This window comes from Marinobacter sp., assembly GCF_041690455.1.
Taxonomy (GTDB): Bacteria; Pseudomonadota; Gammaproteobacteria; order Pseudomonadales; family Oleiphilaceae; genus Marinobacter.
Map to the genome: position 1 here is coordinate 20905 of NZ_JAWLHI010000043.1, position 12877 is coordinate 33781.

At 58.1% G+C, this 12877-nt stretch carries 10 protein-coding genes; 3 read left to right on the plus strand and 7 right to left on the minus strand.

Annotated elements, in window-relative coordinates; genetic code table 11:
• Positions 1–29 precede the first annotated feature (29 nt).
• The gene (locus ACESMW_RS11915) at positions 30–569 is read right to left on the minus strand and encodes a porin family protein (protein WP_372987252.1); all 540 of its coding nucleotides are present in this window, start codon (positions 567–569) and stop codon (positions 30–32) included.
• A gap of 250 nt (positions 570–819) precedes the next feature.
• On the opposite strand from ACESMW_RS11915, the gene ACESMW_RS11920 reads away from it, so the two are divergent.
• A complete protein-coding gene (locus ACESMW_RS11920) occupies positions 820–2232 on the plus strand; it encodes a TrkH family potassium uptake protein (protein WP_372987262.1) in 1413 nt (470 codons plus the stop codon).
• A 3-nt stretch (positions 2233–2235) separates the two neighbouring features.
• On the opposite strand, the gene glgP is transcribed toward ACESMW_RS11920, so the two are convergent.
• The 6 genes from glgP to glgC all read right to left on the minus strand — a co-directional run bounded on the left by glgP (position 2236) and on the right by glgC (position 10520).
• A complete protein-coding gene (glgP, locus tag ACESMW_RS11925) occupies positions 2236–4761 on the minus strand; it encodes an alpha-glucan family phosphorylase (RefSeq protein WP_372987253.1) in 2526 nt (841 codons plus the stop codon).
• Between the two features lie 41 nt (positions 4762–4802).
• Positions 4803–5573, minus strand: a complete 771-nt coding sequence (locus tag ACESMW_RS11930; RefSeq protein ID WP_372987254.1) for an SDR family NAD(P)-dependent oxidoreductase — start codon at positions 5571–5573, stop codon at positions 4803–4805.
• 23 nt (positions 5574–5596) lie between these two features.
• Positions 5597–5956, minus strand: coding sequence for a PilZ domain-containing protein (locus ACESMW_RS11935; protein ID WP_372987255.1), 360 nt, complete (start codon positions 5954–5956; stop codon positions 5597–5599).
• 97 nt (positions 5957–6053) lie between these two features.
• Positions 6054–7535, minus strand: a complete 1482-nt coding sequence (malQ, locus tag ACESMW_RS11940; protein WP_372987256.1) for a 4-alpha-glucanotransferase — start codon at positions 7533–7535, stop codon at positions 6054–6056.
• A complete protein-coding gene (locus tag ACESMW_RS11945; RefSeq protein WP_372987257.1) occupies positions 7532–9265 on the minus strand; it encodes a glycoside hydrolase in 1734 nt (577 codons plus the stop codon). The genes malQ and ACESMW_RS11945 overlap by 4 nt, the downstream gene beginning before the upstream one ends.
• Positions 9255–10520, minus strand: coding sequence for a glucose-1-phosphate adenylyltransferase (gene glgC, locus ACESMW_RS11950; protein WP_372987258.1), 1266 nt, complete (start codon positions 10518–10520; stop codon positions 9255–9257). Before glgC ends, ACESMW_RS11945 begins: the two co-directional genes overlap by 11 nt.
• Positions 10521–10715: 195 nt before the next feature.
• On the opposite strand from glgC, the gene glgB reads away from it, so the two are divergent.
• Both glgB and ACESMW_RS11960 read left to right on the plus strand, forming a co-directional pair.
• Positions 10716–12602 carry a 1,4-alpha-glucan branching protein GlgB gene (glgB, locus tag ACESMW_RS11955; protein ID WP_372987259.1) on the plus strand — a complete coding sequence of 629 codons (1887 nt, stop codon included), beginning with the start codon at positions 10716–10718 and terminating at the stop codon, positions 12600–12602.
• Positions 12599–12877 (plus strand): glycogen/starch synthase (locus ACESMW_RS11960; protein WP_372987260.1); only part of this gene is annotated, 279 nt, incomplete at its 3' end. The genes glgB and ACESMW_RS11960, both read left to right, overlap by 4 nt.

Here is a 12877-nt window from a genome sequence, read left to right on the forward strand (position 1 = left end):
ACTCCCGATTCGTTAAATCAGAGCAACGATCAGAAGTTGAACTGGATGCCTACGCCGAGGCCATCGAGCTCAACATTGTCGTCGTCATAGTAACGCATGTATTCCAGGTTACCGGACAGGTTCGGGGCAAACTCCATGTTGGCGCCGATACCGTAGGAAACGTCGGAATCATCGTCCTCCACAGAACCGACTTCCGCCTCAACCCGGGTAAAACCCAGGACCGCATACGGCGTTACCGGGGATTCATTGGCCAGGTTGAACGTGGCGTAGCCGCCGTAGAAGTTGTCTACGGAAACATCGACCCCGTTGATCGTGTCATCATCAACGCCGAAGCCGGCACGGGCCTCGATACCGAGGAAGGGGGTTGCCATCACCCCGACCTTACCGGAGAGGGTGCCGACATCAGCATCGTAAGGCCCCAGCTCCGCATTCATAAAGGTATAATTCAGGCCGGCATAAAGCCCGCCAACACCGGATTTGTACATGTCCTGAGCCTGAGCCGCGCCCGTTGCCAGAAGGCCACCTGAAACGGTTGCCAGCGCCAGTGCAAGTGATTTTGTACGTGTCATGACTTGTTCTCCTTAACCGATTTTTCGGTGTTCATCACTGAAAATGCACCAACCCCACGTTATTTGCCATAGTAAAGATCCGAATTTACCTGTTATTTACTCCGATTTAATCTCGGCTTCATCGCGCGCTAAGGCCTTGTCTGCCTTGCGGAAGGCGGGGCCTGCAGGTATTCTGGCGCGGACTTCCGGTTCAGCTGGCCAGAGCATCCTTTTGAGAAACCTAAGCCCTGTCATCTTTATTGTCAGCGTTATGTTTGTGCTTTTGAGCATATTCATGACGTTACCGGTGATTTTTCTTGCCGGGTCCGAAGCGCCCAATGCCATGGCGTTTGCGGAATCGGCGGCCATTGTCTGCGGTCTCGGCGTGCTCGGTATTGTCACCACCTATAACCAGCCACGGGACCTGAAGCCCCGCTTCATGTTTGTGCTCACCGTCTCGAGCTGGTTCATCATTGCCCTCTTCTCGTCCCTCCCCTTTTACCTGAGTGACCTGCACCTGTCCGCCGCGGATGCCTTTTTCGAAGGCACATCCGGCATAACGACGACCGGTGCCACGGTTCTGAGCGGGCTGGACGACATGGACCGGGATCTGCTGCTCTGGCGCTCGATACTCCAGTGGATCGGCGGTATCGGGATTATCGGCATGTTCGTTGCCGTGTTGCCGTTCCTGCGGGTGGGCGGCATGCGCCTGTTCGCCACCGAATCCTCCGAGTGGACTGACAAGGCGCTGCCGAGGATGAAAACCCTCAGCCGGGGCCTGCTGTTCGTCTACGTAACCTTTTCGGTGATTGCGGTCCTGACTTACTGGTCATCCGGCATGAGCCTGTTCGATGCTTTCAACCACGGGCTGACCAGTATCGCGACCGGTGGATTCTCCACCTCTGATCTTTCCATGGGCAAGTTCAATGACCTGATTCTCATGGAAGCCACGCTCTTCATGATCATCGGCAGCCTGCCCTTTTTCCTGTTCGTACGGGAATTGCACGGCCAACACGGTGTGTTATTCCGGGACCAACAGGTGCGGATGTTCCTGGCCATCCTGCTGATCGTTCCGGCATTGCTGACGCTTTACCGCTGGTGGGTCTCGCCGGTTCCGTTCGATCCAATACACAATTACGCCGCCACGCTGTTCAACGTAACATCCGTCGTCACCACGACCGGTTATGCTTCCGAGGATTACAGTGCCTGGGGGCCGCTGGCGTTCGTCCTGTTCTTTTTCCTGATGTTTGTCGGCGGCTGCTCCGGCTCAACCGCCGGCGGCATGAAGATTTTCCGATTCCAGTTGTCCCTGATCATCCTTCGGGAACAATTGATGCGTCTGCTGCACCCCAGGGCGGTGCTGACCCGGAACTACAACGGTCGTGCGGTAAGCGACGAGATCATATCCTCGATGATCGCCTACACCTTCATATTCCTGCTGTGCCTGCTTCTGATCACCGTCGCGCTGGCAGCCATGCAGCTGGATTTCGTGACCGCCTTGTCCGGTGCGCTCACTTCCCTGACCAATGTCGGTCCGGGCCTGGGCGAGATTATCGGGCCTGCGGGTAATTTCGGTCCGCTACCGGACGCGGCCAAGTGGGTCCTGTCTGTCGGGATGCTGATGGGCCGGCTTGAAATTCTCAGTGTAATTATTGTCCTGTCTCCGGCGTTCTGGCGGGGCTGAACCCTAACGCAGCCAGAGAATCGAGGCGTTCTCCAGGGGCAGGTTCAGGCGATCATCCCTTACCCGGATTCTGGGTGTGTAGTGGCCTTCCGGGCGTGCCGGAACAGTACACTGGTAGATCCAGCCCCGGGCCGATCCCTCCATGGCCTGTTTGCGGTTCATGACATGAACCTGCCTTGAACCGTATTCCGAGGCTTCCGCCACCAGCTCAACCCCGAGGTGATCTGCCGGCACTCCGTCCAGATAGACGTCTACCGTGAAGGTCTGCTGCCCATCCTGTTCCTCAACGTCAATTGAGGTAAACCGGAGTCGGGACCAGTGGGCATTGATCTCGCGGGATTCCTCGACCAGGGCGTGTGCCGCTTCCGGATCCCGCTGCCTGCCCAGCGCAACCATCGGCCGGTAGAAATCCTCCACGTATTCCCGAACCATCCGGTTGGCGGAATAGTGTGGCGTCAACTGGTCCATGCTGGCGCGGATCATCGTGATCCAGTCCCGCGGCCGGCCCTCCTGGTCGACCCGGTAAAACGCAGGAACCACCTGGTTTTCCAGCAGATCGAACAGTTGCCGGGCATCGGATTCGTCGTGGTCATTGGTATGGCTGAGTTCCTCGAAGGTGGCACCCGGCCTGATGGCCCAACCCACATCCGGGGTCCAGGCCTCCGCCCACCAACCGTCAAACTGGGACAGATTCAGCCCCCCATTCACCAGCACTTTCATGCCGCTGGTACCACAGGCTTCCCAGGGATGGCGCGGGGTATTGAGCCAGACATCCACACCCTGGACCAGCTGACTCGCGACGCCCAGGTCATAATCCTCAATGAACACAACCTTGCCCTCGGCTTCCGGCAATCTCGAAAACTGCTTCCAACGACGGATCAGCTCCTTACCGGACTTGTCATAAGGGTGAGCCTTGCCGGCCAGCACGATCTGTACCGGCTTATCCCGGTGATTGAGCAGGGCCAGAAGCCGGTCAGGGTCGTTCAATAGCAGGTTTGGCCGCTTGTAGTCCGTGAACCTTCTGGCAAAGCCCAGGGTCAGGGTTTCGTTGTCCAGAAGCAGGCCGCAAGCCGACGCGGGGTCGTTTCCCGGATTGTGCTCACAGTGCTGACTCGCCAGGCGCTGGCGCAGGTAGTGGATCAGGCGTTTCCTCTGGGCGAGGCGCATGTCCCACAGGTCCTGGTCGGAAATCCCGCTCATTGGACAACTGGCTTCCATCGGGCGACGCCAGCGATCCTTGCCACAGGCGCGGGTCCACAGCTCATCAGACTCGGCGGAATCCCAGCTGGGCGTGTGAATGCCGTTGGTAACGTATTCCACCGGTATGTCATCTGCCGGCCAACGGGGAAAGAAGTCCTGAAGAATGGTCTGGGAGACTTTTCTGTGAATCCTGCTGACGCCGTTGACGCGCCCGCTCATGTTGAGCGCAAGCCAGGCCATATTCAGTAACGGATCGCCGGTCGTGTCCTGGTCCGAGTTGTGGGTGCCCAGGTCCATCAACTGGTCCACGGTCAGATCCTGTCCAGCCAGCCAGGGGCTCAGGTAGAGTTGTACCAGCCGCCTCGGAAAGCGGTCGAAGCCGGCGGCCACCGAGGTATGGGTGGTGAACAGGTTGGTTGCCCGGGTTGCCGTACGGGCGGTATCGAAATCGCGCTCGTTGTCACTGGCCCATCCGAAAGCCCGTTCAACCAGGGCCAGTGCGCAATGCCCTTCGTTGATATGGCAGGCAACCGGATCCCGGCCCAGGGCGCGCAGCAAACGCCAGCCACCAATGCCGAGGACCATCTCCTGTTGCAGCCGTTTTTCCGGATCACCACTGTACAATTCACTGGTGATACCCCGATCCCCGGGTTCGTTGCGGGGGTCATTGCTGTCCAGAAGCAACAGCTCACAATGCCCCACCTGGCCGACCCAGGCTCTCAGGCGCACGTCCCGGCCCGGCAAAGGCAGGATTACCCGCAGCCACTGATCATCCTGATCCCGCAACGGCGATACCGGTAGCATGGTAGGGTCATTGTAGGGGTAGAACTCCAGCTGCTCGCCATCGGTACTGATGCCCTGCCGGAAGTAGCCCTGCTGATATAGCAGTCCAACAGCAGTCACGGGGACACCAAGATCGCTGGCCGCCTTCAGATAATCTCCAGCGAGTACCCCGAGCCCACCACTGTATAGCGGCAGTGACTCGCTCAGACCGTATTCCATACAGAAAAAGGCGATGCCACGGTCAAGTTCATTCTCACACTCCTCGGAATACCAGGTTCTGGCACGGACGAACCGTTCGTGGGCATCCATCTGCTCCCGGTACCGGGCCAGAAAGTCCGGATCCCGGCTGAGCTCGTCGAGGCGATCGCCCGCTGCACTGTTGAGCACGAGCCAGGCATTCCGGGTACTGTCCCAGGTTTCCTGATCCAGGGTGCGCCAAAGCACATCACTACCATGGTGCCAGCTCCACCTCAGATCCAGGGCAAGGGTGAACAAACCACTCAGGGCCTCGGGCAACTGCCTTGGCCTGTAGGCCGCTAATGTCATTGGTGTCCAAATCCCGTTGTCGCTGCTTATTGCTTAAATGGTCAATGTGCTGTGTATCCGCCGTCTATCACCAGTTCGCTGCCGGTCATGAACTTGGACTCTTCGGAAGCCAGGAATACGATGCCCCAGGCAATATCATCCGGTTCGCCCATATGCCCCAAGGGGTGGAGTGCCGCTGTGGCCTCCTTGGCTGCCTCCAGGTCATCGCCTGTTGTTTTCAGGTGGCCTTCCACCATCGGAGTCCAGATAAAGCCGGGATGGATGGAGTTCGCCCGGATGTTGTCCGGTGCGTAGAGCATGGCATCGGTCTTGGTCATCAGCCGTACCGCGCCTTTCGAAGCATGGTAAGGAGGTATATCCGGCGCACTGACCAGGCCGTAAATGGAAGACATATTGATGATGCTGCCGCGCCCGGCCTTTTTCATGTGGGGGATCGCGTGCTTGGTACAGAAGAACACGCCTTTCACGTTAACCTTCTGGACCAGGTCCCACTCCTCCTCGGTCAGTTCGTGGGTCGGCTTGTTCGGGCCGGCAATCCCTGCGTTGTTGACCAGCACATCCACATGGCCGAGCTTGTCGGCCGCTTCGTTAATGGCCGTCTTCACGTTCTCCTCATCACCAACGTCGCAATGCCAGTAGGCAACCTGGTGACCTTCGCCGGAGAGTTTTTTGGCCAGGGCATTACCTTCATCGTCCAGGCAATCCAGGATCGCCACGGAGGCGCCCTCCTCCGCCATCCTGGTAACTGCCGCTGCGCCAATTCCGTGTGAGCCGCCTGTGATAACAGCGACCTTGCCTTTCAGTCTGTCCATAAAAACTCCGTAGGAATCAATCATTAGGCACGATATTTCGGGGAAGAATCGTAGTTGATTATTGCGTAGTGGCTGGCCAGCCAGTTGAGAAGCTTGGAGATACCCGAAGCGTCATTCTCCGCACCATCAAAATCAAGCCCCAGCCCTTTGGTCGACTTCCTGACAACCTGGGCTTTGAGTCTACGAAGCGGTTTCTCGGTTTTTTCCGGGTAGCAAAGTTCAAGTTCGAGGGTCTGGTTCAGAGTCACATCATCAAAATCTGTGGTAACAAAAACCCCTTTGCGTGAGGCATTGCGGACCTGTCCCGTGGCGACGGGCATTCCACGTTTATAGACCAGAATTGAAAGTTTACCGGGGACGCGTTTGCTGAGCCTGTGTTCCATTAGGTCCTCCCTGAACAGGTTTGAGCTAATCGAGTTGTCTGTTTTTTATACACCAACACTTCCGGCGTGATGTTGATGTTGGTCAACATGTGACCAGTTAAAACCAGATTCGTTCATGCTGCGAGATCGTTTCCCGGATCTTTTCGGCAAGTTCGTCCGTGCACTTTGACACCTCCATCTGCCAGATCCAGTTGCCCTGGATCGTGCCCGGTGTGTTGAACCGTGCTTCCGAGCCAAGTTCCAGAAAATCCTGCATTGGTACCATGGCCAACCAGCAGACCGACCGGAAGGCCGCATCCACGATTGGCCAGGGCATGTCGGTGCCATCGTTACCAAGGTACCGGTTCACATAGTTTCTGGTGTGCTCATCCAGGCTCTGGTACCAGCCCAAGCTGGTATCGTTGTCGTGGGTGCCGGTATATACGAGATCGCCGGGTTCGTGGCGATGCAGCAGGTGCGGGTTATCCGGGCTGCCATCGAACCCGAACTGGATAACAGTCATTCCAGGAAGCCTGAACTCCCGGCGCAACTGCTCAACCTCGTCACTGATGATGCCAAGGTTTTCCGCAACGATTGGCAAGCCCGGGAAACGTTCGAAGCACGCCTCAAGAAATCTCCGGCCCGGGCCCGGGACCCAATAGCCGAACCGGGGTTCCGGCGTCGCGGCCGGAATCTCCCAGAAAGATTCCAGGCCACGAAAGTGGTCGATCCGGATCAGGTCGAACAGCTGGCGTTGGCTCTCCAGCCGTTGTAGCCACCACTGGTAACCGTCTACGGCCATGGCGTCCCAGTTGTAAATCGGGTTTCCCCAATGCTGGCCCTCCGAGGAAAAGTAATCCGGCGGGACGCCTGCAACGACAGTTGGATTGCCCTCGCGGTCAAGTTTGAAAAGATGACGATTCGCCCAGACATCGGCGCTGTCATGGGCCACGAAGATCGGAATGTCGCCAAAGAGCAGAACACCCCGCTCGGCAGCATAGTCTCTCAGCGATTGCCACTGGTGCTGAAACAGGAACTGCTCGAATCGGACGGACTGGATCGACTCCCCGTTTTCCCGGACAAACTTCGCCAAAGCCTCGGGATGCCGGTCCCTTAGCGGAGCAGGCCAGTCGGGCCAACTGCTGCCTGGTAGCGTTTCCCGAATGCCACAGAAGATAGCGAAGTCTTCAAGCCAGTCACCATGTTCAGCGCAGAAACTCTCGAAATCGCGGCGCCGTAGCTGCCCTTCCCCGTCGAAGAAACGCTTCGCGGCCAGCTTTACCAGCGCTCGTTTGCTCCTGTCCGCAGAAGGGTCGAGTTCGTCGTGCCGCAACAGACCAAGCGAGACAAGCTCCGACAGATCAATAAAGTCGGGATTACCCGCGTGGGCCGATAGTGATTGGTACGGTGACATGTCGCTATGGGTCGGCCCCACCGGCAAGGTCTGCCAGACACTCAGGCCGCTCTTTGCGAGGAAATCCACGAATCGGCGGGCATTGGCACCAAGGATGCCATACTGCCCCTCAAGTGCCGTCGGGTGAAGCAGAACTCCGGCTCTACGTGCTTCGAAGAGACGTTGTGATATGTCCTCCGTACTCATGGCGCCTCAGCATCTTTGTCATGGCCGGGCCGCATGGCACCACCGCGGGCCGGTTCGCCCCCGCCCTGGCTCAGTTGCTGGAAAACAGAAGGCGGTGCAGGATAACCAATCCGTTCATACAGGTTGACCAGGTGCCGGCGGTACAGGCGCTCGAAGTCCTGAACGATTTGCGCCGGATTATAATCCCCGAACCACCAGAACCAGTCAGATCCCTCACACAATGCGAGCTGATGCTGTGCAGCCTGTTTTTCCTCGGAATTCAGGCTGCCGTTATCCATCACCCGGTCGTAATGGACTTTCACCTCGCACAACAGGTCCCAGGCGCGATTCTTGTCCGGATCACCGATCCAGGTGGAAAAGGTGCCATAGATCCAGCTTCCGGCCACAAGGTGGGGAAGCTGCACCGGTTCTTCGGCGACCGGCTGATCAAGCAGTTCACTGTAGGTTGCCAACCTCAGTCGGGGGTGATCTTCCAGGACCGTGTAAAGCCGGTCGAGGAAATGTATGCCGTTTTCCGGGTAATACTCCCAGGCATTCTCGCCATCCAGAATCACGGATATTACCGGCCTGGTTTTGCCTTTGGCATGGCCTGCAATATTCTCCATATGATGCACAAGGTCACTAACCGCATCCTCGGCATGCCAGTCCGCGTAGGCAAATCCGATCAGGTCGGAAAGGCCATCGTCCCGGAAAAAGACGGTAAGATCGCTATCGCCGAACCGGAAAGGCTGATGGATGCCCCCTACCTCCGGCAGATCACCGTTTTCACGGGCCAGGTTCATGCTGTTGTGGATGACGGAATCTCCGCTGGCCGTCCATCGGAACCCGTGTTTTCCGAGCTGGTCCAGAGTTGCCTGGCTCAGCCCGCCTTCCGACGCCCAGCACCCCACCGGGTCCATCTCGAAGAAACGCCTGAAGGTCTCCCTGGCCTGCTGTAACTGCCAACTTGCCCGTAAGTCCCCGCCCGGGTAGTGGGCGTGAGATGGCAAGGCAATGTCCGGCATGGCTTCCCGGGCCGACTCCAGGTCCAGCAACAGAGGCAGGATCGGATGAGTGTAGGGGCTGACCGAAAGCTCAACCTGCCCTGTCTTTGCCAGGTGCCGATACCTGGGCCCGATTCCGGCCATCACCTCGAAGATCACATCCAGTAATGCAGTCCGGTCGTCCATGGTGAAGCCGGCGCCTTTTTCCTGAAGGCTCTGGATACAGGAGTTGCGCTGACGCACTGTCTCACCCATCCAGCCCAGGTGGTACCAGACCAACAGGTCGCTCAGGAAGGATGGCGATATGTAGCGCTGGATTTCCGGCTTGGACCGGTAGAACTCGGCCAGATCGGCGAGGCGGGCATAGGCTGGGAAGCGTTTGATAATCCGTTCCGGATTGGCCCTCAGGGCCTTGTTTACAAGATCCTGAAATGCCGGGCTACCGGTTTCGGGCAGTGATTCGGAAACCAGTGCTGCCAATAGCGAATCGCCAATGGATCCGGCTCCGTGACGCCAGCGCTCCATCTGGACCAGGTAGGTTTCGATCTGCTCCAGCAAAACCGGAGCGAAGTTAACTACCGCCCGCGCCTCTGGATGAGCCTCCAGATGTGCGGCCATGTCGCTGTAGTCCTTGATCGCGTGTAGATAAACCCAGGGAAACAGGAACTGGCCGGTCTTCAGATCCTGGTACCCCGGCTGGTGCATGTGCCAGCAAAGCACCACCGGTGTCTTTTTTTCAGAGGCCATGGGGGTAGTCCTGCCCGAGCATCTCGGGTGTCACCAGCACAATGCCTTTGGGAGAAACGTGGAAACGCTTGCGGTCTTCCTCCTCATCAAAACCGATGTGGGTACCCTCCGGGATCTTGCAACCACGGTCGATCAGGGCCCGCTGGATCCGGCAATGCCGCCCGATGTCGACGTCGGGGTAAATCACCGAATCAGCCACCTCGCTGAACGAGTGCACCCTGACCTGGGAAAACAGCAATGAATGCCGCACGATGGCGCCGGAGACAATGCAGCCGCCGGCAACCATTGAATCCACTGCGGTACCGCGACGGTTTTCATCGTTAAAGATGAACTTGGCCGGCGGCAACTGCTCCTGGTAGGTCCAGATCGGCCAATGGGAATCGTACAGGTTCAGTTCGGGGCTGACTCCGATCAGTTCCAGGTTGGCCTGCCACAACGCATCGATAGTGCCCACGTCGCGCCAATAGGCCGGGCCGTTCTGCAGCGGGTCCCGGAAGGGGAACGCCATGACCCGCAAACGCCGGATCACGGACGGGATAATGTCCTTGCCGAAATCGTGGGAGGACGCACCCTGCAACTGATGATCCCGGATGAGCTCCTCGAACAGGACCCGGGTGCTGAATACATAAATACCCATGGAGGCCAACGTCTTGCCAGGATTATTGGGCATGGACCGGGGTTTCTCGGGCTTTTCCTCAAACTCCCGGACCCGCATCTCATCATCGACATCCATCACGCCAAAGGCAGACGCTTCCTCGGTCGGCACCTCGATGCAACCAACCGTGATGTCCGCCTCGCTTTCGACATGGGCAGCCAGCATGGTGCCGTAGTCCATCTTGTAGACGTGATCCCCTGCCAGGATCAGCACATACTCCGGCTGGTGGCTGCGAATGATATCGAGATTCTGCAGCACAGCGTCCGCCGTTCCCTCATACCAGGAAGTCTCGATTCTTTGCTGTGCCGGCAACAGTTCGACGAATTCATCGAGTTCTCCCCGCAAAAAGCCCCATCCGCGCTGGATATGGCGGATCAGGGAATGGGACTTATACTGGGTGATCACGCCCACCTGCCCTATGCCCGAATTGATGCAGTTGGACAGCGGAAAATCGATAATCCGGAATTTCCCGCCAAAGGGGACAGCGGGTTTGGCTCGCCAGTTGGTGAGATCGTGAAGCCGGGAGCCGCGTCCCCCGGCGAGTACCAGAGCGAGCGTCTGGCGAGTGAGGCGACTGACAAAACGCTTGGCCGTATGCATGAATCCTTCCCTGCAAACCGTGTAGCTTGATGCTTACTGCCGAGAGCCATTGCGGCACATCGACAGTCTTCTTACCGCCGTAATAATATTAGAACATTATCACGGGAATATGACGTAGAATTGTTACAGGTCATGCTTTGACCCCATATTTAGGAGTTCAATACCCGGAAAACCGGTAAGGAAGATGCGTGGTCTATGGAAAGCCCTACACTGAGTGATTACGACCTATATCTTTTCGGCGAAGGGCGCCACTGGCATATATACAACGTGCTGGGGGCCCATATCCAGACCCGGAACGGCACAGAGGGTGTCCGGTTCGCCGTCTGGGCACCCAATGCCTCTGCCGTCAGCGTGGTCGGGGACTTCAATAACTGGACGCCCGGGCACCATCCCATGACCGCTCATGGGGCCTCCGGCGTCTGGTCTGTGTTCATACCGGGCACCAGCGCCGGCACCCAGTACAAGTTCGCCATTACCACCCGGTCCGGCAAACAGCTTTTCAAAACGGATCCCTACGGCCAATACTTCGAACTGCGCCCGTCCAATGCGGCCGTGGTGGTCCAGCGCGGGAGTTACAGCTGGGGCGATGGTGACTGGCTGGCCCGGCGCAGCAAATGGGCCTGGCAGAAATCACCTGTCTCCGTTTACGAGGTGCATGCCGCATCCTGGCAGCACCACGGCTCCGGGCGCTGGCTGACCTACCGGGAACTGGCGGACCAGCTGATTCCCTATGTCCGCGAGCAGGGTTTTACCCACATCGAACTGCTGCCCGTAACCGAGCACCCGCTGGACGAATCCTGGGGTTATCAGACCACGGGTTACTATGCTCCAACCAGCCGTTTCGGTACGCCCGACGATCTCCGCTACCTCGTCGATCAATGCCACCGCAACGATATCGGCGTCATCCTGGACTGGGTGCCCGGTCACTTTCCGGAAGATGAGCATGCCCTCGCACGATTTGATGGCACGGCTCTTTACGAACACGAGGACCCCCGACGGGGACAACACAAGGACTGGGGGACCCTGATCTACAATTATGGTCGCCACGAAGTCCGCAATTTCCTTATCGGCAGTGCCCTGTACTGGCTGGACACTTTTCACATCGACGGCCTCAGGGTAGATGCGGTTGCTTCCATGCTTTATCTCAACTACTCCCGCAACGCCGGCGAGTGGCTGCCCAACATTCATGGCGGGCATGAAAACCTTGAAGCCATCGAATTCCTGAAAAGCCTGAACCAGACTTGCCAAAGCCGATTCCCCGGGACGCTGGTGATCGCAGAGGAATCCACCTCCTGGCCAAGGGTTACCCGGCCACCAGAAATCGGAGGGCTGGGGTTCAACCTGAAATGGAACATGGGCTGGATGCACGATTCGTTGGAATACCTGCAGCAGGATCCCGTCTACCGCCAGTACCACCACGACAAACTGACGTTCGGCCTGCTGTATGCATTCTCTGAGAACTTCATGCTGCCCCTGTCCCACGATGAAGTGGTCCACGGCAAAGCGAGCCTGCTAAACAAGATGCCCGGGGACGACTGGCAGCAGCGGGCCAATCTCCGTCTGCTGTTCAGCTTCCAGTTCACCTACCCCGGCTCCAAGCTATTGTTCATGGGTGGAGAATTCGGCCAACGGCGCGAATGGAGCGAATCCCGCGAACTGGACTGGTTTCTCCTGCAATACCCCGAGCACCGGGGCATTCAGAAGCTCGTGCAGGATCTGAACGGACTCTACCGGCGGGAGCCCTCCCTCCATGTCCGTGATTATTATGGTGACGGCTTTGAATGGATCGACTGCCACGATTCGCCCCAGTCGATCATCAGCTATCTGCGCCTCGGAGAGAATGAAGTCACGGTGGTGGTGGTCAATTTCACCCCGGTGCCCCGATACGGTTACCGGATTGGCGTTCCCTACGGCGGACGCTGGGTGGAAGTGCTGAACTCGGACTCGGAATACTACGGAGGGAGTAACGTCGGCAACCCCCTAGGCCTTGATGCCCGTGAAGTGGCCTGGATGGATCGGCCCTGCTCCCTCGAACTCACGCTGCCGCCTCTGGCAGCCGTTGTTCTCAGGCCGGAATCATGAAACGGGTGCTTTTTGTTACCAGCGAAGTCTATCCGGTGATCAAGACCGGGGGGCTTGCGGATGTCTCGGCCAGCCTGCCTGAGGCGCTGAGCCGGCAGGACTGTGATATCCAGATTCTGTTGCCCGGCTACCCGGCGGCACTGGAAGCTGCGCGAACCGCCGGCAGCCGGCGCAAGGCGAGGCTCAGTATTGGCCAATACCACGTTACTCTTTGGCGCACGCGGCTGCCCGGAACCGCCGTCAGTCTCTGGCTGGTGGACTGCCCTGCGCTCTTT